This window comes from Kosakonia sp. BYX6 (genome assembly GCF_038449125.1).
In the GTDB taxonomy this organism is placed as follows: domain Bacteria; phylum Pseudomonadota; class Gammaproteobacteria; order Enterobacterales; family Enterobacteriaceae; genus Kosakonia; species Kosakonia calanthes.
Genome location: NZ_CP151800.1, coordinates 4,699,799 through 4,723,934 on the forward strand (window position 1 = coordinate 4,699,799; position 24,136 = coordinate 4,723,934).

The following is a 24,136-nucleotide window of genomic DNA, read 5'->3' on the forward strand; positions in this document are numbered from 1 at the left end:
TGGGCTGGATTTTTGTGGCTTCACTTTGATCGCAGATTTATACAAATACTTTAAATTCATGTAGTTATAACAACACCAGGGATCGTTATTGTATTTTGGTGGCAATTTACTCTATGTGGATATAAGAAAAGACGATTGACTTCCCCTTCACGTACCTGGCAGCAACACTCATAAGGATTACGCTTGCAGCGACCTATTTTCTGATAAAATCTGCGCCTTGCGCTTTCGTTAGCGAGCATTTTTCGGCTAACTTTCTGAATCATATAACTATGTCGAGATTTCTTGCAGTAAGCACTCTGGTTTTGAGTGTGCTGCTAACCATTTTGGTTACCGTTGTTTGTTCCGTGCCAATTATTGTCGCCGGGATGCTAAAACTATTACTCCCGATTCCATTTCTGTGGCGTGCAATCTCAGCCTTCTGCAATTTTATGATGTATTGCTGGTGCGAAGGGCTTTCTTGGCTGTTGCATCTGAATCCCTATCTAAAATGGGACGTTGAAGGGCTGGAAGGACTGGATAATAAGAACTGGTATTTGCTGATCTGCAATCATCATAGCTGGTCAGATATCGTGGTGTTATGCGTACTGTTTCGCAAACATATTCCGATGAATAAATACTTCCTTAAGCAGCAATTGGCTTGGGTACCCTTCATTGGCCTCGCGTGCTGGGCGTTGGATATGCCCTTTATGCGGCGTTACTCCAGAAGCTACCTCATTCGCCACCCGGAACGTCGCGGCAAAGATGTTGAAACAACGCGCCGTTCATGCGAGAAGTTTCGCCATCATCCCACAACGATCGTGAATTTCGTTGAAGGCTCGCGCTTTACCGAAGATAAGCGCCATCAAACGCGTTCTCCCTTTAAGAATCTATTGCCACCCAAAGCGGCCGGCGTGGCAATGGCATTGAACGTGCTGGGTAAACAATTCGATAAGCTTCTAGATGTCACCCTGTGCTACCCGGAAAATGACCGAACCCCATTCTTCGATATGCTCAGCGGTAAGCTGACACGCATTGTCGTTCGTATCGATTTACTGCCAGTGAATGAGGAACTGCACGGGGATTATGTCAGCGACAAAAACTTTAAACGGGGCTTTCAGCAATGGCTGAATAAGCTATGGCTCGGTAAAGACGAACGCATCGACGTGATTAAAGCGCAATACAAAAACGCCGGTCAGTAACCGGCGTTATTTTTTTACTTCTTCTCAACCAGATATTTCACAGTGTCTACGTAGCTTTTCACGAAGGCATCGAGGCTACTGCCATCCATACCTTGTTGATTGACTTGGTATTTACCGTTAACGAACATTGCCGGGACGCCCTGAAGTTGCAGATCGGCAGCGGCTTTTTCTTGCTGAGCAACCAGTGATTTCACCACGAAGCTGTTCCATGCTGCGTCATACTCTTCACCTTTCACACCTGCGCTGATGAAGACATCACGGATATCAGCAACAGACTGAACGGTCTGCGTTTTTTGTACCGCTTCAAACATCGGGGAAGTGATTTTATCTTCCACACCAAGCGCCATCGCAACAGCCCAAGCCTGAGTTAGCTCTTTGCCCAGCGGCCCCAGGAACTCAACATGGTATTTGGTCATTTTGGTGCCCTGCGGCAGCTTCTGTTTCACCGCATCGGAAACATGCCATACCTGCTCAAAGTCGTAGCAGTGTGGGCAATAGAATGAGAAGAACTCAAGAACCTGAGGTTCACCCGCCACCGGCTTTTCGAGGGTAGTGAATTGTTTACCGTCGGTGATATCCGCTGCTGAGGCGCTAAAAGCCAGAATCATTCCTGCCAGCGCCAGCCAAATCTTCTTCATGGTTAACTCTCTCCGTTTAATACATGGGTGTTAATGCTAAAGGTGGTTCTTGCAGAACGTTCACCTGTTCAAGAAAAATCAGTGTTTGTCTGCGCCAGTGATCTTCACTGTTCAGCCATGGGAAGTTTTTAGGAAACGCCGGATCGTCCCAACGACGAATAAGCCACGCCAGATAGTAAACCAGGCGCATTGCACGCAGTGGCTCGATCAGACCAAGCTCAGCGGTATTGAACTCGCTAAACTCTTCATATGCCTCAACGATCATCTCCAGCTGCATGCGCTGTTCTGTTTTATCGCCATGCAGCAACATCCACAAATCCTGTACCGCTGGGCCGTTACGCGCATCGTCCAGATCGACAAACATAGGCCCATCGCGCCAGAGGATATTCCCTGCGTGACAATCACCGTGCAGGCGCAGGAGATTGAAGCGATTGTGCCATTGCGCCATAACGGCATCGATAAGCTTATCCACCGCGCGCAGAAACGCATCTTTTAAACCAGCGGGAATAAGCGCTGTGGTTTCAAAGAGCTGGCGTGGTTCAATCAAATACTCTTTTACGCCAATTTCGGGACGGCTGGAGAAGCGTTTTTTACTGCCGGTTTGATGAAGACGACCGAGATAACGACCAACCCACTCCATCTGATCGAGATTGTCCGCTTCAAACTGGCGGCCGCCAACGCTGGGGAAAATGGCGAAATGAAAATCCTGATGGGTGGGTAACGTTTGGCGATGAAAAGCGAGCGGCGCGACGACCGGAACGTCATCCTTCTGGAGATCCAGAGCAAACTCATGCTCTTCAAGGATTTGCTCTACGGACCAGCGTTGCGGACGATAAAACTTCACCACGTAACGACGTCGATCTTCATCCTGAAATTGGTAAACACGGTTTTCGTAGCTGTTGAGTGGAGTCAGGCCAGAGTCGACTCGGATCCCCTGTTCAAACAGCGCATCCATGATGGTATCCGGGTGAAGTGTCTGGAAAGTGAAGGCGTTGCAGGTCATCCTGAGATCCGAAAATACGACGAATAATTCAGGATATCATTTCGCGGCGCTTTCGGTTGCGCCGCTTACAAGCTTTTACTCTTTAATTACGCCGCGGGCGCGCAGCAGCGCGGTTTTAAAATCTTCTTCGTAATCTTTTTGAACACCCGGAATTACAGCGTCTTTCGAGGAATCACGCATTTTCAGGTGATAGATCAGAATGTCATCACTTAAATCTGCGAGTTCGCCGTCGTAACCTGACTCTTGCGCCAGTTTCTGTAAAAATTGCATTAAATTAAGTTCTGGCTCTTTCTGCCATGCGGGCTGGAGGAGTTCGATGACTTCGTTCAGGCGTTTACATTTCATGGTCGTGCTCCTTACTCTTGGTGCAGACACGTTAGCAGGGTCAATCACACAATAAAAGAGGCGATACTGGTGACGGATAGGGGTGCAGTAACTGGAGTGGTACTGGCGGGAGGAAAAGCTTCGCGCATGGGGGGCAAAGACAAGGGATTGCTGGAACTCAATGGGAAACCGCTCTGGCAACATGTTGCACAAAGGCTGGAACCGCAGGTCGCCAGCGTGATGATCAGCGCTAATCGAAATCTCGATATTTACCGTGCCAGCGGCCTAACCGTTGTGGCGGACTCGCTGGGTGATTTTCCAGGCCCATTGGCGGGAATGTTAGCAGTTCTACAGCAAAGCCACGGAGAGTGGTTTCTGTTTTGCCCGTGCGATACGCCGCATGTTCCTGCAAATCTCGTTGCGCGATTGCAGGAAAAACGCAAGCACGCTCCGGCGGTTTGGGTTCATGACGGTGAGCGGGATCATCCAGCTATTGCTCTGCTTCATCGTGATATTTTGCCGCATTTACAAGCATATCTGGCACGAGGTGAACGCAGAGTAATGGTGTTTATGCGTGAAATGGGTGGCCATTCAGTGGATTTCAGCGATGTTAAAAGCGCGTTCGCCAATGTGAACACGCCTGAAGATCTTGCTCATTGGCAGGAGAAACCATGATTCCTTTACTTGCTGTTGCTGCCTGGAGTGGAACAGGAAAAACGACACTGCTCAAAAAACTGATCCCGGTACTTTGTGCACGAGGTATCCGCCCTGGGTTAATCAAACATACCCATCATGATATGGACGTCGATAAACCCGGTAAAGACAGTTACGAGTTACGTAAGGCTGGAGCCGCACAGACGCTAGTGGCCAGTTCGCAACGCTGGGCATTGATGACTGAAACGCCGGACGAAACAGAGCTGGATCTGGCATATCTGGTCAGCCGGATGGATGAAACTAAGCTGGATTTGGTGCTCGTCGAGGGTTTTAAACATGAGCTGGTTTCAAAGATCTTGCTCTGGCGCCAGGACTGCGGGCATCAACTGAAAGAGTTAACACTGGATGAACATGTCATTGCTATTGCCAGTGATGTTGAACTGGAATTGGATGTGCTTGTGCTTGATTTGAATGATATTGAGCAGATTGCCGACTTTATTTTGCGCTGGCTTAATCAAAGCCGTTAATTTTACGGGTTCTCAGCGTTACAAAGCAAAAAACCCCAACCTTCCGGTCGGGGTTCTTCTTATTTGATGCCTGGCAGTTCCCTACTCTCGCATGGGGAGACCCCACACTACCATCGGCGCTACGGCGTTTCACTTCTGAGTTCGGCATGGGGTCAGGTGGGACCACCGCGCTGTTGCCGCCAGGCAAATTCTGTTTACCGCGCGCAGACTTCTCCTCCGCACCCGGCTTTATCTGTATCAGGCTGAAAATCTTCTCTCTCTCACACCAAAACATCTTCGGCGTTGTAAGGTTAAGCCTCACGGTTCATTAGTACCGGTTAGCTCAACGCATCGCTGCGCTTACACACCCGGCCTATCAACGTCGTCGTCTTCAACGTTCCTTCAGGAGACTTTAAGTCTCAGGGAGAACTCATCTCGGGGCAAGTTTCGTGCTTAGATGCTTTCAGCACTTATCTCTTCCGCATTTAGCTACCGGGCAGTGCCATTGGCATGACAACCCGAACACCAGTGATGCGTCCACTCCGGTCCTCTCGTACTAGGAGCAGCCCCCCTCAGTTCTCCAGCGCCCACGGCAGATAGGGACCGAACTGTCTCACGACGTTCTAAACCCAGCTCGCGTACCACTTTAAATGGCGAACAGCCATACCCTTGGGACCTACTTCAGCCCCAGGATGTGATGAGCCGACATCGAGGTGCCAAACACCGCCGTCGATATGAACTCTTGGGCGGTATCAGCCTGTTATCCCCGGAGTACCTTTTATCCGTTGAGCGATGGCCCTTCCATTCAGAACCACCGGATCACTATGACCTGCTTTCGCACCTGCTCGCGCCGTCACGCTCGCAGTCAAGCCAGCTTATGCCATTGCACTAACCTCCTGATGTCCGACCAGGATTAGCTGACCTTCGTGCTCCTCCGTTACGCTTTAGGAGGAGACCGCCCCAGTCAAACTACCCACCAGACACTGTCCGCAACCCGGTTCACGGGTCCACGTTAGAACATCAAACATTAAAGGGTGGTATTTCAAGGTCGGCTCCACGCAGACTGGCGTCCACGCTTCAAAGCCTCCCACCTATCCTACACATCAAGGCTCAGTGTTCAGTGTCAAGCTATAGTAAAGGTTCACGGGGTCTTTCCGTCTTGCCGCGGGTACACTGCATCTTCACAGCGAGTTCAATTTCACTGAGTCTCGGGTGGAGACAGCCTGGCCATCATTACGCCATTCGTGCAGGTCGGAACTTACCCGACAAGGAATTTCGCTACCTTAGGACCGTTATAGTTACGGCCGCCGTTTACCGGGGCTTCGATCAGGAGCTTCGCTTGCGCTGACCCCATCAATTAACCTTCCGGCACCGGGCAGGCGTCACACCGTATACGTCCACTTTCGTGTTTGCACAGTGCTGTGTTTTTAATAAACAGTTGCAGCCAGCTGGTATCTTCGACTGGTTTCAGCTCCGTGAGCAAGTCACTTCACCTACGCACCAGCGTGCCTTCTCCCGAAGTTACGGCACCATTTTGCCTAGTTCCTTCACCCGAGTTCTCTCAAGCGCCTTGGTATTCTCTACCTGACCACCTGTGTCGGTTTGGGGTACGATTTCGTGTTACCTGATGCTTAGAGGCTTTTCCTGGAAGCAGGGCATTTGTCACTTCAGCACCGTGGTGCCTCGTCATCACGCCTCAGTGTTAAAAACAACCGGATTTACCTGGTCGTTCCACCTGCACGCTTAAACCGGGACAACCGTCGCCCGGCCGACATAGCCTTCTCCGTCCCCCCTTCGCAGTAACACCAAGTACAGGAATATTAACCTGTTTCCCATCGACTACGCCTTTCGGCCTCGCCTTAGGGGTCGACTCACCCTGCCCCGATTAACGTTGGACAGGAACCCTTGGTCTTCCGGCGAGCGGGCTTTTCACCCGCTTTATCGTTACTTATGTCAGCATTCGCACTTCTGATACCTCCAGCATGCCTCACGACACACCTTCAACGGCTTACAGAACGCTCCCCTACCCAACAACGCATAAGCGTCGCTGCCGCAGCTTCGGTGCATGGTTTAGCCCCGTTACATCTTCCGCGCAGGCCGACTCGACCAGTGAGCTATTACGCTTTCTTTAAATGATGGCTGCTTCTAAGCCAACATCCTGGCTGTCTGGGCCTTCCCACATCGTTTCCCACTTAACCATGACTTTGGGACCTTAGCTGGCGGTCTGGGTTGTTTCCCTCTTCACGACGGACGTTAGCACCCGCCGTGTGTCTCCCGTGATAACATTCTCCGGTATTCGTAGTTTGCATCGGGTTGGTAAGCCGGGATGGCCCCCTAGCCGAAACAGTGCTCTACCCCCGGAGATGAATTCACGAGGCGCTACCTAAATAGCTTTCGGGGAGAACCAGCTATCTCCCGGTTTGATTGGCCTTTCACCCCCAGCCACAGGTCATCCGCTAATTTTTCAACATTAGTCGGTTCGGTCCTCCAGTTAGTGTTACCCAACCTTCAACCTGCCCATGGCTAGATCACCGGGTTTCGGGTCTATACCCTGCAACTTAACGCCCAGTTAAGACTCGGTTTCCCTTCGGCTCCCCTATACGGTTAACCTTGCTACAGAATATAAGTCGCTGACCCATTATACAAAAGGTACGCAGTCACCCCATTAATGAGGCTCCCACTGCTTGTACGTACACGGTTTCAGGTTCTCTTTCACTCCCCTCGCCGGGGTTCTTTTCGCCTTTCCCTCACGGTACTGGTTCACTATCGGTCAGTCAGGAGTATTTAGCCTTGGAGGATGGTCCCCCCATATTCAGACAGGATACCACGTGTCCCGCCCTACTCTTCGAGCTCACAGCATGTGCATCTTCGTGTACGGGGCTTTCACCCTGTATCGCGCGACTTTCCAGACGCTTCCACTGACACACAAACTGATTCAGGCTCTGGGCTGTTCCCCGTTCGCTCGCCGCTACTGGGGGAATCTCGGTTGATTTCTTTTCCTCGGGGTACTTAGATGTTTCAGTTCCCCCGGTTCGCTTCACAGCACTATGGATTCATGCTGTGATGATGCACCTGAGTGCACCGGGTTTCCCCATTCGGACATCGCCGGCTATAACGGTTCATATCACCTTACCGGCGCTTTTCGCAGATTAGCACGTCCTTCATCGCCTCTGACTGCCAGGGCATCCACCGTGTACGCTTAGTCGCTTAACCTCACAACCCGAAGATGTTTCTTACGCATCATCACGTTGCGAAAATTTGAGAGACTCACGGAACAGTTCGCACTGCTCCGCGTTTCAATTTTCAGCTTGATCCAGATTTTTAAAGAGCAGATATTTCAAACGTGACTTTACAAGTCAGTTTTGAAATATCAGGGCCGGTGACTTTCACTCACAAACCAGCAAGTGGCGTCCCCTGCGAGGTTCAACCTCATCAGTTAACGCGTGGCGTCCCCTAGGGGATTCGAACCCCTGTTACCGCCGTGAAAGGGCGGTGTCCTGGGCCTCTAGACGAAGGGGACACTGAAGTCTCAATCGCAAGACGCCTTGCTTTCTGCTTTTCATCAGACAATCTGTGTGGGCACTGCAGGGGCAGGTTCTTTCAGGTAAGGAGGTGATCCAACCGCAGGTTCCCCTACGGTTACCTTGTTACGACTTCACCCCAGTCATGAATCACAAAGTGGTAAGCGCCCTCCCGGAGGTTAAGCTACCTACTTCTTTTGCAACCCACTCCCATGGTGTGACGGGCGGTGTGTACAAGGCCCGGGAACGTATTCACCGTGACATTCTGATTCACGATTACTAGCGATTCCGACTTCATGGAGTCGAGTTGCAGACTCCAATCCGGACTACGACGCACTTTATGAGGTCCGCTTGCTCTCGCGAGGTCGCTTCTCTTTGTATGCGCCATTGTAGCACGTGTGTAGCCCTGGTCGTAAGGGCCATGATGACTTGACGTCATCCCCACCTTCCTCCAGTTTATCACTGGCAGTCTCCTTTGAGTTCCCGGCCGGACCGCTGGCAACAAAGGATAAGGGTTGCGCTCGTTGCGGGACTTAACCCAACATTTCACAACACGAGCTGACGACAGCCATGCAGCACCTGTCTCACAGTTCCCGAAGGCACCCCGGCATCTCTGCCAGGTTCTGTGGATGTCAAGACCAGGTAAGGTTCTTCGCGTTGCATCGAATTAAACCACATGCTCCACCGCTTGTGCGGGCCCCCGTCAATTCATTTGAGTTTTAACCTTGCGGCCGTACTCCCCAGGCGGTCGACTTAACGCGTTAGCTCCGGAAGCCACGCCTCAAGGGCACAACCTCCAAGTCGACATCGTTTACGGCGTGGACTACCAGGGTATCTAATCCTGTTTGCTCCCCACGCTTTCGCACCTGAGCGTCAGTCTTCGTCCAGGAGGCCGCCTTCGCCACCGGTATTCCTCCAGATCTCTACGCATTTCACCGCTACACCTGGAATTCTACCTCCCTCTACGAGACTCAAGCCTGCCAGTTTCGAATGCAGTTCCCAGGTTGAGCCCGGGGATTTCACATCCGACTTGACAGACCGCCTGCGTGCGCTTTACGCCCAGTAATTCCGATTAACGCTTGCACCCTCCGTATTACCGCGGCTGCTGGCACGGAGTTAGCCGGTGCTTCTTCTGCGGGTAACGTCAATGAAAATGGTTATTAACCATTTCCCCTTCCTCCCCGCTGAAAGTACTTTACAACCCGAAGGCCTTCTTCATACACGCGGCATGGCTGCATCAGGCTTGCGCCCATTGTGCAATATTCCCCACTGCTGCCTCCCGTAGGAGTCTGGACCGTGTCTCAGTTCCAGTGTGGCTGGTCATCCTCTCAGACCAGCTAGGGATCGTCGCCTAGGTGAGCCTTTACCCCACCTACTAGCTAATCCCATCTGGGCACATCTGATGGCAAGAGGCCCGAAGGTCCCCCTCTTTGGTCTTGCGACATTATGCGGTATTAGCTACCGTTTCCAGTAGTTATCCCCCTCCATCAGGCAGTTTCCCAGACTTTACTCACCCGTCCGCCACTCGTCAGCAAAGCAGCAAGCTGCTTCCTGTTACCGTCCGACTTGCATGTGTTAGGCCTGCCGCCAGCGTTCAATCTGAGCCATGATCAAACTCTTCAATTTAAGTTTGATGCTCACTGAATTAAACTTCGTAATGAATTACGTGTTCACCCGTGAGACTTGGTATTCATTTAGCGTCTTGCGACGTTCAAGAATCCATATCCCCTGAGTGCCCACACAGATTGTCTGATAAATTGTTAAAGAGCAGTGCCGCCTCGCTTTTCGCTGCGGCGCGGGGTGTGCATATTACGCTTTCCCGCCGTGAAGTCAACTGATTATTTTCAGAATTCTTCACCTGACAGGCCGGTGTGTCTGCCGTTGTGCCGTGTCAGTGGAGGCGCATTATAGGGAGTTAATTCCGGCTGACAACCCCTAAATTCAAAAAACTTTTCAACCGCCTCTTTTTTCAACAAAGCGCGGATAAAAGCGGCATAAATGGCTGGTTTCGCTGTTTTTACCACCACTAGCAGATATCGAATGGCATACTAACAAGCGATACGAAGTAAAAAGGAAGCAATAAATGTCTTTAAACGCACAACAACTCGCCGCGCAGAAGAACATCTCCTGGGTGCTGGCCGAGAAACTGGCACAGCAGATCCTGAAAGGCGAGTACTCACCGGGGAGCATTTTGCCGGGTGAGATGGAACTGGGCGAGAAGTTTGGCGTAAGCCGCACCGCCGTCAGAGAAGCGGTAAAGACATTAACAGCAAAAGGTATGGTGTTGCCCCGCCCGCGCATTGGCACCCGCGTGATGCCCAAGGGCAACTGGAACTTCCTTGATAAAGAGTTACTGTCCTGGTGGATGTGCGAAGATAACGTCCAGGAAGTCATTCAACACTTCCTGGTGATGCGCAGCAGCCTGGAGCCACAAGCCTGCCTGCTCGCCGCTACGCTGGGTAGCGCGGAGCAAAAAGCCCATCTCAATACCTTAATGGACGAGATGGTGAGCCTGAAAAAAGCGTTTAATCGCGAACGCTGGATAGAAGTGGACATGGCATGGCACGAACATATCTATGCGATGAGTGACAATCCCTTCCTTATCTCTTTCTCCATGCTCTTTCATTCGATTTACCACACCTACTTTGCCTCTATTACACAAAACGAAGTGATCAAGCTGGACCTACACCAGTCTATTGTGGACGCCATTCAGGAGAGCGACGGAAATTCCGCGTTCCAGGCGTGCCAGAAGTTATTGAACACGCCTTATTAACAGGATTTTGTATGACAGAGAAGAAAGCGCGCAGTATGGCTGGCCTGCCGTGGATTGCGGCAATGGCTTTTTTTATGCAGGCACTGGACGCCACCATCCTTAACACCGCACTCCCCGCAATCGCGCACAGCCTCGATCGTTCGCCTTTGGCGATGCAGTCCGCCATCATCAGTTACACCTTAACGGTTGCGATGCTGATCCCGGTCAGTGGCTGGCTGGCAGACCGCTTCGGGACGCGCCGTATCTTTATGTTGGCGGTCAGTCTGTTTACCCTCGGCTCGCTGGCCTGCGCACTTTCCAATTCGCTGTCGATGCTGGTCGTGTTCCGCATTATTCAGGGGATTGGCGGCGCGATGATGATGCCGGTGGCGCGCCTGGCTTTGCTGCGCGCTTACCCGCGCAGCGAATTACTGCCGGTGCTGAATTTTGTCACCATGCCAGGCCTTGTCGGCCCGATACTCGGCCCGGTGATGGGCGGCGTGCTGGTCACCTGGGCGAGCTGGCACTGGATTTTCCTGATTAACATCCCGATTGGTATCGCGGGGCTGATTTACGCCCGCAAGTATATGCCGAACTTCACCACGCCACGGCGCAGCTTCGATATATGGGGCTTTTTGCTGTTTGGCCTGAGCCTGGTGCTGTTTTCCAGCGGGATGGAGTTGTTTGGCGAAAAGCTGGTCGCCAGCTGGCTTGCCCTGGCGGTTATTTTTAGCGGCATCGCCTTGCTGCTGGCTTACATTCGCCACGCGCGCCGCCATCCTACGCCACTTATCTCACTCAACCTGTTTAAAACACGCACCTTTTCCGTCGGGATCGCCGGGAATATTGCCTCGCGGCTGGGCACCGGCTGTGTCCCCTTTTTAATGCCGCTGATGTTGCAGGTGGGTTTTGGCTACCCGGCTTTGATCGCCGGTTGCATGATGGCCCCCACCGCGCTGGGTTCGATTCTGGCCAAATCGACGGTTACGCAGATATTGCGCTGGTTTGGTTATCGCAAAACGCTGGTTGGCGTCACGCTGTTTATCGGTTTGATGATCGCGCAGTTCGCCTTGCAAACGCAGGCGATGGCGATATGGATGCTGGTGCTGCCGCTGTTCGTGTTAGGGATGGCAATGTCGACGCAATTCACCTCGATGAACACCATTACGCTCGCGGATTTAACTGATGAAAACGCCAGCAGCGGCAACAGTGTGCTGGCGGTAACGCAGCAACTGTCTATAAGCCTCGGCGTTGCGGTCAGCGCGGCGGTGCTGCGTTTTTATGAAGGCTTCGACAGCGTGAACACCATCGAGCAATTCCACTACACCTTTATTACCATGGGCGTTGTCACCCTGGTGTCTGCACTGGTATTCATGCTGTTGAAAGCCAAAGATGGTCGCAACCTGATAAAAGAGCGCCACAAAAAATCAAGCTGAGCCACGTTCCATTAATACCGGTGTCAGTTGCAAGCGCTGCTGCTGGAGTTCAGGTTCCGCAATGCGGTGGATGAGCACATCGATCGCCAGCTCACCCAGTTCATCTTTTGGTTGATGGATGGTGGTGAGCGGCGGCGTCATATAGCGCGCCAGTTCGATATCGTCGTAACCGACAATCGCCATATCCTGCGGGATCTTAAGCCCGGCCTGATAAAGCGCCTGGTAAGCGCCAACCGCCATCGCGTCGTTGCCAATAAACACCGCCTGCGGGCGCTCGTTCATTGCCAGTAATGACTGCATCGCCTCAAAGCCGCCGCCAAACTCAAAGTCACTCTCGATTTCATCCCCCTCGCGGATAGTTAACCCCGCTCGGGCCATCGCTTCACGATAACCTTCCAGCCGCAGCCGCGCCGGGGTTTTATCCAGCGGCCCGGTGATGCAGGCTATGCGCGTCAATCCTTTATTGATCAGGTGCTGCGTCGCCATCATGCCGCCCAGCAGCGAGTTGTCCTGAATCAAGTCGCTGTCGCCGTCGAACGGCGCCCAGTCCATCATCACGGTGGGAATAGAAGGGTAACGTTGCATGATCGCTTTCGAAGGCTGATGCGTCTCAGTGCAGAGTAAAAGCAGCCCGTCGACGCGCTTTTGCATCAGCGTTTCCAGGTTACGGTTCATCCGTTGCTCATCGCCTTCGGTGTTACACAACACCAGGCTGTAACCACGCTCGAAACAGCTGCGCTCCACGCCGCGAACCAGTTCTGAATAAAAAGGGTTGGTACTGGCGGTGATCAGCATGCCAATCGTACGCGTCTGGTTGAGCTTCAAACTCCGCGCGATGGCAGAAGGCGCATAGTTAAGCGTTTTAATCGCCGCCTCGACCTTTTCGCAAATCGCCTCGCTGACAAAGCGATCTTTATTAATAACGTGCGAAACGGTAGAGGTGGAAACGCCCGCGAGGCGGGCAACATCCTTCATGGTCGCCAAGCATCACCCCTGATGAGCAAGAAAATCGTCAATCTCATTGCGCCACGGAACAGAAGGTTGCGCGCCCGTACGCGTCACGGCAATGGCTGCCGCCGCATGAGCAAAACGAATGGCGTCATCTAACGGTTTATCTTCCAGCAGCGCGGTCATCAGCGCGCCGTTAAACGTGTCGCCTGCGGCTATGGTATCAATGGCTTTCACTTTGAAACCCGCGACGCGTTTGCCTTCGCCCTTTACGCTGGCCCACACACCGCGGCTTCCCAGCGTAATAATCACCGTGTTGATGCCTTTATCATGCAGCACACGCGCGGCTCGCGCGGCATCTTCATCGCTGGCGACCTTAATGCCGGTGAGTTTTTCCGCTTCGGTTTCATTCGGTGTAATGATGTCCACCAGCGACAGCAGTTCGTCGGAGAGTTCCCGTGCCGGCGCCGGGTTCAGCGCAACGGTGGTGTTATTTTGATGGGCGATACGCGCCGCCGCCAGTACGCTTTCTACCGGCGATTCCAACTGCATTAACAGCGCGGAAGACTGGGCAATCAGCGTTTGCTGTGCATCGACGCGTTCCGTTGAAAGCGCCGCATTCGCTCCCGCATGAATACCGATGACATTCTCACCTTCGCCGTTAACAAAGATCAGCGCCACGCCGGTGGATTCACCCGCGACCACGCTCACTGGCGCAACATCAATATTGTCGCTTGCCAGCTGTTTACGGACCCGCTCGCCGATATCGTCATCGCCAGTACAAGCAATAAAGGCAATATTCGCGCCGCTGCGCCCGGCGGCAACCGCCTGGTTCGCGCCTTTGCCGCCGAAAGCAACCTGATATTGATTGCCGGTTACGGTTTCGCCGGGCGTCGGGAAAGATTCAAGGTTAAGAATATGATCGGCATTGATACTGCCAAGCACGACGAGTTTGCCTGCGGTTTTCATGATGAGCTTGTCCGTGAAGTGCGCCACCGTTACCGGTGGCGCGTGCCATGCTTTTCTTTTTACGTTGTCCCTCAAGTGCCAGAATGCACCTGTAGCCTGAACGCTGTATTACTGTTTAATGACCAGTTTCAAATCAACCGGGTTTTTCGCGTAGACTTTTTCGCCTTTCAGCACTTTGTCTGCCGTATCAACACCTTTCGCGCCGATCTGCTCCGGCAACTGCGCGATAGTCGCTGCCAGTTTACCGTCATTTACCGCTTTCACGCCGTCCGGTGTGCCATCAAAGCCAACCACCATCACGTCAGATTTACCGGCGGTCTGCAATGCGCGCAGCGCACCCAATGCCATTTCATCGTTCTGAGCAAATACCGCCTGCACGTCAGGATGCGCGGTCAGCAAGTTCTGCATCACGTTCAGGCCCTTAGTACGGTCGAAATCTGCCGGCTGGCTGGCCAGCACGTTAAATTTATGCGCGGCAACCGCCTGCTGGAAACCTTCGCCACGCTCACGCGCTGCGGATGTCCCGGCGATGCCAGCCAGTTCAATCACTTTCGCGCCTTCGCCTGCTTTCTTGGCGATGTAGTCACCGGCAATTTTACCGCCGAGAACGTTATCAGATGCGATATGGCTCACTACTTCGCCGCTGGTCGCAACACGGTCGAGGGTGATCACCGGGATTTTCGCCTGGTTTGCCATTTTCACGGCGTTACCCACCGCATCGGAATCGGTCGGGTTGATCAATAGCAGTTTGGTGCCGCGTACGGTCAAGTCCTGGACGTTGGCCAGCTCTTTTGCCGGGTTGTTCTGCGAGTCCAACACCACCAGGTCGTAACCCAGTTTGTCCGCTTCTTTCTGCGCGCCATCTTTTAGCGAAACAAAGAACGGGTTGTTCAGCGTGGAAATCACCAGAGCGATAGAGTCTTTCGCCATCGCGTTCGCACTTACCGTGGCGCTCAGTGCTACAGCAGAAACCAGAGTGGCCAGTTTTTTCATGTTCATATTCATGAGTCCTGTTGTGTAGGTAATTACTGCTTTTTGTTGTCTACCAGCACCGCGAGCAGAATCACCACTGCTTTCACGATCATCTGGTAATAGGAGGAAACGCTCAACAAATTCAATCCATTATTGAGGAAGCCAAGAATTAATGCGCCGATCAATGTCCCGACAATACGACCTTTACCCCCGGCAAGACTGGTTCCGCCCAACACCACCGCCGCGATAGCATCCAGCTCGTAGCCTGCGCCTGCAGTCGGTTGCGCCGAGGAGAGACGCGCCACTTCAATAATGCCCGCCAGTGAAGCCAGCAGGCCGCACAGGGAGTAAACAATCACTTTGACTTTATCAACGCTAATGCCGGATAAACGCGTCGCCGCTTCGTTACCGCCCAGCGCATAAATGTAGCGGCCCAGGCGGGTGTGATGTAACAGATACCACGCGGCAAGGAACACCACGGCCATGATCCAAACCGGCGTCGGCACACCGAGCGGGCGACCAATCCCAAACCAACCAAACACATCGGCGTTATCTGTAAAGCCGGTATTGGCCGGGCTGCCGTTGGTGTAGACCAGCGTAACGCCGCGCAGTAGCAGCATCATGACAAGTGTTGCGATAAACGCCTGCACGCGACCTTTGGCGACAATGGTGCCGGTTACGGCACCAATCGCCGCGCCGAGCGCCAGCGCAGCGGCAACCGCCACCAGCGCATTCACTTCCATACCAACCAGCGACGCCGCCACCGCGCCGGTCAGCGCCAGCAGAGAACCGACGGACAGATCGATTCCCGACGTCAGGATCACCAGCGTCATGCCGACCGCCATAATGGCGTTCACCGATGTCTGTTGTAGGATATTCAACAGGTTATTGACGGTAAAAAAGTTGGGGCTCATGGTCGACACGATGGCAATCAGCACCAGCAGGGCAATCAACGATTTTTGTTCCAACAGCCATGCTTTGGTGAAATAGCGGCGACCGGCTACAGCCTGGGTAGTCATCTTTTTTACTCCTGATTCACACGATTAAGCTTGCCCACAGCGGCAGCCATCAACACTTCCTGAGTGGCCTGCTCGCGCGTGAATTCGCCGCCGAGATGCCCTTCATGCATCACCATAATGCGATCGCTCATGCCCAACACTTCCGGCATTTCAGACGAGACAAGAATGATGCTCAGGCCATCGGCCTTAAACTGGTTAATTAACTGATAAATCTCTTTCTTCGCGCCAACGTCCACGCCACGGGTCGGTTCGTCGAGGATCAGCACTTTCGGGCGCGTCATCAGGCCGCGCGCAATCGCCACTTTTTGCTGATTCCCGCCGGAGAGCAAACCGATCGGTTGCTCCATTGACGGCGTTTTCACATTGAACAGACGGATAAAATCGCTCACCGCCTGCTGCTCATCTTTATGTTTCAGGTTGCCACCCGTGCGGCTGAAGTAGCGCAGCGCGGTCAGCGACATGTTTTCTTTGACCGACATGCCGAGCACCAGCCCGTCGCGCTTACGATCTTCAGAGATGTAAACAATGCCGTTTGCCAGCCCATCCTGCGGAGAGCGGGTGATCACTTCATGGCCGTCAAGGGTGACATACCCGCTGGTGCGCGGCAGTGCGCCGTACAGCACTTTCATCAGCTCGGTACGACCCGCGCCCATCAACCCGGCCACGCCGAGAATTTCACCTTGGCGCAGGGTAAAGCTGACATTTTCCACGCCTGGCCCGCACAGGTTATCGACGGTGAGGCGAACCTCGCCCGGCGCTTTATCCAGTCGCGGGTATTGATCTTCGAGCTTACGGCCAACCATCATTTCAATCAGCGTATCTTCGGTCAGCGTCGGGACTTCACGTTCGGCAATAAACTGCCCATCGCGAAACACCGTGACGTCATCGCAAATCTGGAAAATCTCTTTCATGCGGTGGGAGATATAAACAATGCCGCGCCCTTGCGCTTTTAGTTCGCGGATCACGCGAAACAGCGACTCGGTTTCCGTGTCGGTCAACGCATCGGTTGGCTCATCCATAATGATGACCTGCGATTCGTAGCTCATCACTTTGGCGATTTCGACCATCTGCTGATCGCCAATCGACAACTCGCCCACCAGCCGGTCGCTTTTAAAGCGCAGGTTCAGTTTCACCAGCAGTTTATCGGCTTCGGCAAACATCTTTTTCCAGTCAATCTTGCCGAAGCGGTTTACAAACTCGCGGCCAAGAAAGATGTTTTCGGCAATGGTGAGTTGCGGGATCAGGTTCAGTTCCTGGTGGATGATGCCGATCCCGGCTTCTTGGGAGGATTTTGGCCCGCTGAATGTCGTCTCTTTGCCAAGCCACAACAGTGAACCGGCGTCGCGGGCGTAAATGCCGGTCAGCACTTTCATCATCGTCGACTTACCCGCACCGTTTTCCCCGACCAGCGCCATCACGCGGCCAGAGTAGACATTCAGCGCCGCGCCGGAGAGCGCTTTTACGCCGGGAAAGGCTTTATCAATGCCTTTAAGTTGCAATAACGCGTCCATGATGGCCTCAGAAAGTGACGCCAGCACAGAGAATGATATTCGCAAACGGGGAACACTCCCCGCTGCGAATGACCGCATGACTGTCCGCGGTGTGTTTTTTTAATTGTTCGTGCGTAACGTACCGCACTTCTATGGTATTCCCCTGGTGTTGCTGCAGCTGCTCGATATGACCGAGCAACGTTTCATGGAGCTGTGGGTTGTGCTGTTTGATTTCTGACGCGAGGATTGCGGCCTCAACCTGCATTTCCGCTGTCACCACTTCCAGAACTTGCATAAAGGAAGGGACGCCCTGGGTTAACGCCATATCAATGCGTTGGGTATTACGCGGTACCGGCAACCCGGCATCACACACCACCAGCGTATCGGTATGACCAAGACGAGAGATGACCGACGAAATGTCAGCGTTCAGTACACAACCTTTTTTCATTTTTCCGCTCCATTAGCGAAACGTTTCGCTGCCCGCAGTGTAGTACGAGGAATAGTCAAAAAACTATCACGCTATGATAGAAGTGTGATCGATATCGAAACGTTTCGTTTACGGAAATGATGAAAAAAACAGCTTTATCTTCTTAAGTAAAATTAGCGGGAATTAATAGCAAAAACCCCTCTTAGAGAGGGGGTTTATCAGGACTAAATTTCGACCTGGGTTCCCAGTTCAATCACCCGGTTAGGCGGGATTTCGAACTGATCCGGCGCGCGCAGCGCATTGCGTTGCAGCACCAGGTAGAGCTTACCGCGCAAGCGCAAGTACCACGGACGTTTGCCAACAATCAGCGATTCATGCGACATAAAGAAGGAGGTTTCCATCATGCGGCAATTCAGGCCTTCCAGACCACAGCGGTGGAACACCTCTTCCACATTCGGCGTTTCGCGCCAGCCATAACTGGCCACCACGCGCCAGAACGTTGGTGAAAGCTGCTCAATCTGTACGCGGCGAACGTTATGCACATACGGTGCATCTTCAGTTCGCAACGTCAGCAGGATCACGCGCTCATGCAGCACTTTGTTGTGCTTGAGGTTATGCATCATGGCAAACGGAATAACGTTCAGCGCACGGGACATATACACCGCCGTGCCCGGCACGCGCACCGGCGGGGATTTCTCCAGCGAGGCGATCATCGCCTCCAGAGAATTACCGTGTTCATGCATACGACGCAGCAGGCGGAAACGCTCGCTTTTCCAGGTGGTCATCACCAGGAACATCACCAGGCCGAGACTTAATGGCAGCCAACCGCCGGAGACGATTTTGTCGAGGTTCGCCGAGAACAGTGGCACATCGATGCACAGGAAGAAAATCAGGATCAGGCCAACGAGGATCTTGTTCCAGTGCCAGTTTTTGCGCGCCACGGTCGTCGAAAGAATCGAGGTCAGCACCATGGTGCCGGTCACCGCGATCCCATAAGCCGCCGCCAGGTTGCTGGAGTGTTCGAAGCTGACAATCACCAGTACCACAGCGAAATAGAGCAGCCAGTTAATAAACGGGATGTAGATCTGCCCGGATTCCATCTCCGACGTATGAATAATGCGCATCGGCGACAGATACCCCAAACGTACTGCCTGGCGAGTCAGGGAGAACACGCCGGAGATCACCGCCTGCGAGGCAATGACCGTTGCCAGGGTGGCGATAATCAGCATCGGAATCAGCGCCCAATCCGGCGCCAGCAGGAAGAAGGGGTTCTTAATCGCTTCCGGGGTTTTAAGCAGTAACGCGCCCTGGCCGAAGTAGTTCAGCACCAGCGAAGGCAACACCACAATAAACCACGCCACGCGGATCGGCAGCTTGCCGAAGTGACCCATATCCGCATACAGCGCTTCAACGCCGGTGATGGACAGCACCACGGCACCCAGCGCCACGAAAGAAATGGTTTTGTATTGCAGGAAGAAGTTAACCGCCCACATTGGGTTCAGCGCTTGCAGCACTTCCGGGTTGGCGAGAATGCTTCGCGCGCCCAGCACCGCCAGAATCAAAAACCACGCCAGCATTATGGGCGCAAACAGCTTACCCACCAGCCCGGTGCCGTGTTTTTGAATCGCGAACAGCAGGGTTAAGACAACAATAGAGAGGGGCACAATCCAGGTGTCGAGCGAGGGCGCGACAATTTCCAGCCCTTCTATTGCCGACATCACCGAAATCGCGGGCGTGATCACCACTTCGCCATAGAAGAAGCTGCCGCCAATCAATCCCATGATCACCAATACCGAGGTCATTCTGGCTGACGTGTTGCGCCCGGCCAGCGACATCAACGTCAAAATCCCGCCTTCACCGGCGTTATCTGCCCGCATGACGAACGTCAGGTATTTAATGGAGACAACAAAAATCAGCAGCCAGAAGATCAGCGATAAAAAGCCGAATACGGCGTCGCGCTCAACGCCAAACCCAAACTGGCCAGACAAACATTCACGAAGTGTATAAAGTGGGCTGGTGCCAATATCACCGTAGACAACCCCAATAGCCGCGAGTGTGACTGCGGGTAACGATTGCTTATTATCAGTGCTCATAGACTAATCTTTTGTTTGAATGACAAATGTGTGCTTAGTCCCTTGGCCCACAAAAAGCGCACAGTATGCACGATTATCTGCAAAATCGTACCCCTAAATGCGGCCACATTAATCTGGCGCAAAGAAAATAAACCCGTTCTTCAGTCTATTACCAGCGCTTTCAGGAACGTCTATACTCGCTCTTGCAAGCCGGATAACACGGCGAAGGACGCAAATTTATTATGGCTCACTCACATTTATTAGCAGAAAGAATTTCCCGCTTAAGCAGCGCGTTGGAAAAAGGTCTCTTCGAGCGTAGCCATACCATACGGCTGTGTTTGCTGGCCGCCCTGAGCGGCGAAAGCGTGTTTCTTCTCGGGCCGCCGGGTATCGCCAAAAGCTTGATCGCTCGCCGCCTAAAATTCGCTTTTCAGCACGCCCGCGCATTCGAATACCTGATGACCCGCTTTTCCACACCGGAAGAGGTGTTTGGCCCGCTGTCTATCCAGGCATTAAAAGATGAAGGGCGCTATGAGCGCTTAACCAGCGGCTATCTTCCTGAATCGGAAATCGTGTTTCTGGATGAGATCTGGAAAGCGGGCCCGGCCATCCTCAATACGCTGCTGACCGCCATCAACGAACGGCGTTTTCGTAACGGCGCGCGCGAAGAGAAAATTCCAATGCGCTTGCTGGTGGCGGCCTCTAACGAACTCCCGGAATCCGACAGCAGCCTGGAAGCGTTATACGACCGAATGTTGATTCGCCTGTGGCTGGGCAAAGTGCAGGAGAAAGGCAACTTCCGCTCAATGCTGGTAAGCCAGCAAGATGAGAATGACAACCCGGTTCCCTCCGATTTGCAAATCACCGACGAAGAATACGCGCGCTGGCAGCAAGAGATCGGCCATGTCACGTTGCCGGATCACGTCTTTGAACTGATCTATACGCTGCGCCAACAGCTAGACGCGTTACCGAATGCGCCTTATGTTTCCGACAGGCGCTGGAAAAAAGCCATTCGCCTGTTGCAGTCGAGCGCCTTTTTCAGCGGCCGCGACGCGGTGGCACCCATCGATTTGATCCTGCTGAAAGATTGCCTGTGGCACGATGCGCAAGGCATGAACCTGCTGCAACAACAGTTGGAAATATTGATGACCGGGCAGGCCTGGCAACAACAATCGATGCTGGCGCAGCTCAGCACTATCGCGCAGCGCCATTTGCAACTTCAGCAGCAGCAAAGCGACAAAACAGCCCTCAAAGTCAGCCGTCAGGGCGGCATGTTTAGCCGTCGTCCACATTACGATTTGCCTGCGGATCTGAATGAGCCGGTGCTGACCTTACTGTTGCAACAGCCATTGAAACTGCATGATTTAAATGTCATTCACGTCACTATTGAGCGCAACGCGCTGGAACAGTGGCTGGCGAAAGGCGGTGAGATCCGCGGCAAGCTGAATGGCATCGGCTTTGCGCAACCGTTGAATCTGGAAGTCGACACCAGCCTGCATTTAGTGATTCGCGACGTCAGCTTGCAGGGTTCGCGCCTTGCGTTGCCGGGAACGACAACCGAAAACGTTCCGGAAGAGATAAAGCAACAACTGGAAGCACTCGACAATAACTGGCACCAGCAGCACACCCGCTTTAGCGAGCAGCAAAAATGCTTGTTTATTCCCGGCGACTGGTTGGGTCGCATTGAAGCCAGCTTGCAGGATGTCAGAGCGCAGATCCAACAGGCGCGTCAATGCTAACGCTGGAAACGCTGAACATCATGCTTACCATCAGTGAAGAGGCGTTGATTGAAGATCTCCTCGTCCTTTTACTGGCCTCACCGCAGCTGGCGATATTTTTTGAAAAGTTTCCCAAACTCAAGCACGCCATTACGGAAGATATTCCCCGCTGGCGCGCAGCGCTGAAAAAACATTTACAAGAAGCGCATGTACCGCCGGAACTGGCGCAGGAAGTGCTGAGTTACCAGCAAAACCAGCTACTTTCGACATCGCAATTCACCATCCAGCTACCGCAAATCCTCGCTTTGCTCGACAAGCTTGAATCCCCCTTCGCGGCGCAGGCGCGGCAGATGGTCGCTGATAACCCGGTATTTACGCCTGCACTGCATACGCTGTTTTTACAACGCTGGCGGTTGAGCCTGGTGGTACAAACCACCGCGTTTAATCAGCAACTTCTGGAAGATGAGCGCGAGCAGTTGCTGAGTGAAGTGCAGGAGCGCATGACCCTTAGCGGGCAGCTTGAGCCGGTGCTGATCGAAAATGAGAACGCCGCCGGGCGGCTGTGGGATATGAGCGCCGGGCAGATTAAACGCGGCGATTATCAACTGATCATTAAATATGGCGATTTCCTCAAAGAACAGCCGGAGCTTCAGCAGCTGGCGGAACAGCTTGGCCGCTCGCGCGAAGCCCATTCGATGCCGCGCAAAGATGCGCCAATGGAAACGTTCCGCACACTGGTGCGCGAACCGGCAACTGTCCCCGAACAGGTCGATGGGCTGCATCAGAGTGATGATATTCTGCGCCTGTTGCCGCCGGAACTGGCGACGCTGGGCATTACCGAACTGGAATATGAATTTTACCGGCGGCTGGTGGAGAAGCAGTTGCTGACTTACCGGCTGCACGGCGACGCCTGGCGGGAAAAGGTCACTGAACGGCCGGTTATCCACCAGGACTTTGATGAACAGCCGCGCGGGCCGTTTATCGTCTGCGTGGATACCTCCGGTTCAATGGGCGGTTTTAATGAGCAGTGCGCGAAAGCATTTTGCCTGGCACTGATGCGCGTGGCGCTGGCGGACAAACGGCGCTGCTTTATTATGCTGTTTTCCAGCGAAGTGGTGCGTTATGAACTGACCAGTGCGCAGGGTCTGGAACAGGCGATTCGTTTTCTCAGCCAGCGCTTTCGCGGCGGCACCGATCTGGCGAGTTGCTTTCGTGCCGTCATCGAACGGATGCAGGGCGGGGAGTGGTATGACGCCGATGCGGTGGTGATTTCTGATTTTATCGCCCAGCGGCTGCCGGACGAGGTGATAAGTAAAGTGAAAGAACTGCAACATGTGCATCAACACCGCTTTCACGCGGTAGCCATGTCGGTGCATGGCAAACCCGGCATCATGCGCATCTTCGATCATATCTGGCGTTTTGATACCGGGATGCGCAGCCGCTTGCTGCGCCGCTGGCGACGTTAAAGCAGATCGGCAACCTGTTCGCGCACTGATGACGGCCAGACACCGCACTGCACTTGCCCAATATGCGGTAATTGCAGCAGCAGCATGGTAAGGCGTGACTGGCCAATACCGCCGCCGATGGTTTGCGGCATTTCACCGCGTAGCAGCGCCTGGTGCCACTCCAGTTGCAGCCTCTCTTCATCACCAGTCAGTTTCAACTGGCGTTTTAATGCCTCGGCATCCACGCGAATCCCCATCGATGAGAGTTCCAGCGCATCATCCAGCACCGGGTTCCACACCAGAAGATCGCCGTTGAGGCCGCTAAACCCAGATTCTGCCGGCGTGCTCCAGTCATCATAATCCGGCGCGCGGACATCGTGACGTTTACCGTCGCTGAGTTTACCGCCAATCCCCATCAGGAACACCGCGCCAAGTTCTTTGGCGATCGCTTTCTCGCGGCCTTTCGCGTCAAGATCCGGGAAGCGCTCAAGCAGGGTTTCGCTGTGCACAAAGTGGATCTGCTCTGGCAGGAACGGTGCCAAACCAAATCGTTCACTGACGGCGGCTTCGGTGGCTTTGATCCCGGACCAGATCGCTTCCACGGTGCTTTTTAATGTCGCCACTTTGCGCTGGTCATCACCCAGTACGCGCTCCCAGTCCCACTGATCAACATACACAGAATGAATGGCAGAAAGCCTGTCTTCATCCGGGCGCAGGGCTTTCATATGCGTGTACAGCCCTTCCCCGGCGCTGAAATCATGTTGACCCAGCGTCTGACGTTTCCATTTCGCCAGTGAATGCACCACTTCAAAGCGGGCATCCGGCAGCGTTTTCACATTGACCTGTACCGCTTTTTCGCACCCCGACAGGTTATCTTGCGTGCCATCACCGACGCGGCTGAGGATCGGTGCCTGGACTTCAATCAGGCCCAATTTTTCTTCCAGCTGGCGGGAAAAGAACGATTTAACGAAGGCAATCTGGCGTTGTTTAGCGATGTAAGCGGTTTTCATTATGTTACTCCTGTCTCCTGAGGCTTTTAATTAAGCAACAAAACATCGCTCCAA

At 53.4% G+C, this 24,136-nt stretch carries 18 protein-coding genes, 1 tRNA gene and 3 rRNA genes; 7 read left to right on the forward strand and 15 right to left on the reverse strand.

Translation table 11 applies throughout. The features are described 5' to 3' along the window. Positions 1 to 269 precede the first annotated feature (269 nt). Positions 270 to 1,178 carry an acyltransferase gene (locus tag AAEY27_RS21965; protein WP_342322865.1) on the forward strand — a complete coding sequence of 303 codons (909 nt, stop codon included), beginning with the start codon at positions 270 to 272 and terminating at the stop codon, positions 1,176 to 1,178. A 14-nt stretch (positions 1,179 to 1,192) separates the two neighbouring features. On the opposite strand, the gene dsbA is transcribed toward AAEY27_RS21965, so the two are convergent. The 3 genes from dsbA to AAEY27_RS21980 form a co-directional block, all read right to left on the reverse strand. Then, positions 1,193 to 1,816 (reverse strand): thiol:disulfide interchange protein DsbA, encoded by a 624-nt coding sequence (gene dsbA, locus AAEY27_RS21970; protein WP_342322866.1) that lies wholly within the window; start codon positions 1,814 to 1,816, stop codon positions 1,193 to 1,195. 16 nt (positions 1,817 to 1,832) lie between these two features. After that, positions 1,833 to 2,819, reverse strand: a complete 987-nt coding sequence (locus tag AAEY27_RS21975; protein WP_342322867.1) for a serine/threonine protein kinase — start codon at positions 2,817 to 2,819, stop codon at positions 1,833 to 1,835. A 75-nt stretch (positions 2,820 to 2,894) separates the two neighbouring features. Beyond that, positions 2,895 to 3,164, reverse strand: coding sequence for a YihD family protein (locus tag AAEY27_RS21980; protein ID WP_342322868.1), 270 nt, complete (start codon positions 3,162 to 3,164; stop codon positions 2,895 to 2,897). A 126-nt stretch (positions 3,165 to 3,290) separates the two neighbouring features. Here AAEY27_RS21980 and mobA point away from each other — a divergent pair, with 126 nt between their 5' ends. Both mobA and mobB read left to right on the forward strand, forming a co-directional pair. Next, complete coding sequence (gene mobA / locus AAEY27_RS21985; protein WP_342325676.1) at positions 3,291 to 3,818, forward strand: molybdenum cofactor guanylyltransferase MobA; 528 nt, start codon at positions 3,291 to 3,293, stop codon at positions 3,816 to 3,818. Then, positions 3,815 to 4,324: a molybdopterin-guanine dinucleotide biosynthesis protein MobB gene (gene mobB / locus AAEY27_RS21990; RefSeq protein ID WP_342322869.1), complete on the forward strand. Its 510-nt coding sequence runs from the start codon at positions 3,815 to 3,817 to the stop codon at positions 4,322 to 4,324. Before mobA ends, mobB begins: the two co-directional genes overlap by 4 nt. A 68-nt stretch (positions 4,325 to 4,392) precedes the next feature. On the opposite strand, the gene rrf is transcribed toward mobB, so the two are convergent. The 4 genes from rrf to AAEY27_RS22010 form a co-directional block, all read right to left on the reverse strand. Then, positions 4,393 to 4,508 (reverse strand): 5S ribosomal RNA (gene rrf, locus AAEY27_RS21995). A gap of 102 nt (positions 4,509 to 4,610) precedes the next feature. Then, positions 4,611 to 7,516 (reverse strand): 23S ribosomal RNA (locus tag AAEY27_RS22000). 231 nt (positions 7,517 to 7,747) lie between these two features. Continuing rightward, positions 7,748 to 7,823, reverse strand: a tRNA-Glu gene (locus AAEY27_RS22005). 85 nt (positions 7,824 to 7,908) lie between these two features. Further along, positions 7,909 to 9,450 (reverse strand): 16S ribosomal RNA (locus tag AAEY27_RS22010). Together the 16S, 23S and 5S rRNA genes with 1 tRNA gene alongside form the textbook arrangement of a ribosomal RNA operon. Positions 9,451 to 9,907: 457 nt before the next feature. Between AAEY27_RS22010 and AAEY27_RS22015 the strand changes: the two genes are divergently transcribed. Both AAEY27_RS22015 and mdtD read left to right on the forward strand, forming a co-directional pair. Next, positions 9,908 to 10,597: a FadR/GntR family transcriptional regulator gene (locus AAEY27_RS22015; protein ID WP_342322870.1), complete on the forward strand. Its 690-nt coding sequence runs from the start codon at positions 9,908 to 9,910 to the stop codon at positions 10,595 to 10,597. 11 nt (positions 10,598 to 10,608) lie between these two features. Then, a complete protein-coding gene (gene mdtD, locus AAEY27_RS22020; protein WP_342322871.1) occupies positions 10,609 to 12,012 on the forward strand; it encodes a multidrug transporter subunit MdtD in 1,404 nt (467 codons plus the stop codon). Here mdtD and rbsR read toward each other — a convergent pair. From rbsR to kup, 7 genes are all read right to left on the reverse strand, one after another. After that, positions 12,004 to 12,996, reverse strand: coding sequence for a ribose operon transcriptional repressor RbsR (gene rbsR / locus AAEY27_RS22025; protein WP_342322872.1), 993 nt, complete (start codon positions 12,994 to 12,996; stop codon positions 12,004 to 12,006). The two genes, mdtD and rbsR, sit on opposite strands and share 9 nt — an antisense overlap. Positions 12,997 to 12,999: 3 nt before the next feature. Beyond that, the gene (gene rbsK / locus AAEY27_RS22030; RefSeq protein ID WP_342322873.1) at positions 13,000 to 13,929 is read right to left on the reverse strand and encodes a ribokinase; all 930 of its coding nucleotides are present in this window, start codon (positions 13,927 to 13,929) and stop codon (positions 13,000 to 13,002) included. Positions 13,930 to 14,037: 108 nt separating this feature from the next. Continuing rightward, positions 14,038 to 14,928, reverse strand: coding sequence for a ribose ABC transporter substrate-binding protein RbsB (rbsB, locus tag AAEY27_RS22035; protein ID WP_342322874.1), 891 nt, complete (start codon positions 14,926 to 14,928; stop codon positions 14,038 to 14,040). Between the two features lie 26 nt (positions 14,929 to 14,954). Then, on the reverse strand, positions 14,955 to 15,920 hold the full coding sequence (gene rbsC, locus AAEY27_RS22040) for a ribose ABC transporter permease (RefSeq protein WP_342322875.1): 966 nt from the start codon (positions 15,918 to 15,920) through the stop codon (positions 14,955 to 14,957). Positions 15,921 to 15,925: 5 nt separating this feature from the next. Continuing rightward, positions 15,926 to 17,431, reverse strand: coding sequence for a ribose ABC transporter ATP-binding protein RbsA (gene rbsA, locus AAEY27_RS22045; protein WP_342325678.1), 1,506 nt, complete (start codon positions 17,429 to 17,431; stop codon positions 15,926 to 15,928). Between the two features lie 7 nt (positions 17,432 to 17,438). Further along, on the reverse strand, positions 17,439 to 17,858 hold the full coding sequence (gene rbsD / locus AAEY27_RS22050; RefSeq protein ID WP_342322876.1) for a D-ribose pyranase: 420 nt from the start codon (positions 17,856 to 17,858) through the stop codon (positions 17,439 to 17,441). Between the two features lie 203 nt (positions 17,859 to 18,061). Next, on the reverse strand, positions 18,062 to 19,930 hold the full coding sequence (kup, locus tag AAEY27_RS22055) for a low affinity potassium transporter Kup (RefSeq protein WP_342322877.1): 1,869 nt from the start codon (positions 19,928 to 19,930) through the stop codon (positions 18,062 to 18,064). 221 nt (positions 19,931 to 20,151) lie between these two features. On the opposite strand from kup, the gene ravA reads away from it, so the two are divergent. Continuing rightward, positions 20,152 to 21,648, forward strand: a complete 1,497-nt coding sequence (ravA, locus tag AAEY27_RS22060) for an ATPase RavA (protein ID WP_342322878.1) — start codon at positions 20,152 to 20,154, stop codon at positions 21,646 to 21,648. Further along, positions 21,642 to 23,093: an ATPase RavA stimulator ViaA gene (gene viaA / locus AAEY27_RS22065; protein WP_342322879.1), complete on the forward strand. Its 1,452-nt coding sequence runs from the start codon at positions 21,642 to 21,644 to the stop codon at positions 23,091 to 23,093. Before ravA ends, viaA begins: the two co-directional genes overlap by 7 nt. Here the strand turns inward: viaA and asnA are convergent. Next, entirely contained in the window at positions 23,090 to 24,082 is a 993-nt protein-coding gene (gene asnA, locus AAEY27_RS22070) for an aspartate--ammonia ligase (RefSeq protein WP_342322880.1), read from the reverse strand. The two genes, viaA and asnA, sit on opposite strands and share 4 nt — an antisense overlap. Between the last annotated feature and the right edge of the window lie 54 nt (positions 24,083 to 24,136).

Bases quoted from the DNA above. Each gene is read 5' to 3' on its own strand.
- AAEY27_RS21965 (WP_342322865.1), top strand. From the start codon at position 270: ATGTCGAGATTTCTTGCAGTAAGCACTCTGGTTTTGAGTGTGCTGCTA.
- dsbA (WP_342322866.1), bottom strand. From the start codon at position 1,816: ATGAAGAAGATTTGGCTGGCGCTGGCAGGAATGATTCTGGCTTTTAGC.
- AAEY27_RS21975 (WP_342322867.1), bottom strand. From the start codon at position 2,819: ATGACCTGCAACGCCTTCACTTTCCAGACACTTCACCCGGATACCATC.
- AAEY27_RS21980 (WP_342322868.1), bottom strand. From the start codon at position 3,164: ATGAAATGTAAACGCCTGAACGAAGTCATCGAACTCCTCCAGCCCGCA.
- mobA (WP_342325676.1), top strand. From the start codon at position 3,291: ATGGGGGGCAAAGACAAGGGATTGCTGGAACTCAATGGGAAACCGCTC.
- mobB (WP_342322869.1), top strand. From the start codon at position 3,815: ATGATTCCTTTACTTGCTGTTGCTGCCTGGAGTGGAACAGGAAAAACG.
- AAEY27_RS22015 (WP_342322870.1), top strand. From the start codon at position 9,908: ATGTCTTTAAACGCACAACAACTCGCCGCGCAGAAGAACATCTCCTGG.
- mdtD (WP_342322871.1), top strand. From the start codon at position 10,609: ATGACAGAGAAGAAAGCGCGCAGTATGGCTGGCCTGCCGTGGATTGCG.
- rbsK (WP_342322873.1), bottom strand. From the start codon at position 13,929: ATGAAAACCGCAGGCAAACTCGTCGTGCTTGGCAGTATCAATGCCGAT.
- rbsB (WP_342322874.1), bottom strand. From the start codon at position 14,928: ATGAACATGAAAAAACTGGCCACTCTGGTTTCTGCTGTAGCACTGAGC.
- rbsC (WP_342322875.1), bottom strand. From the start codon at position 15,920: ATGACTACCCAGGCTGTAGCCGGTCGCCGCTATTTCACCAAAGCATGG.
- rbsA (WP_342325678.1), bottom strand. From the start codon at position 17,431: ATGGACGCGTTATTGCAACTTAAAGGCATTGATAAAGCCTTTCCCGGC.
- rbsD (WP_342322876.1), bottom strand. From the start codon at position 17,858: ATGAAAAAAGGTTGTGTACTGAACGCTGACATTTCGTCGGTCATCTCT.
- kup (WP_342322877.1), bottom strand. From the start codon at position 19,930: ATGAGCACTGATAATAAGCAATCGTTACCCGCAGTCACACTCGCGGCT.
- ravA (WP_342322878.1), top strand. From the start codon at position 20,152: ATGGCTCACTCACATTTATTAGCAGAAAGAATTTCCCGCTTAAGCAGC.
- viaA (WP_342322879.1), top strand. From the start codon at position 21,642: ATGCTAACGCTGGAAACGCTGAACATCATGCTTACCATCAGTGAAGAG.
- asnA (WP_342322880.1), bottom strand. From the start codon at position 24,082: ATGAAAACCGCTTACATCGCTAAACAACGCCAGATTGCCTTCGTTAAA.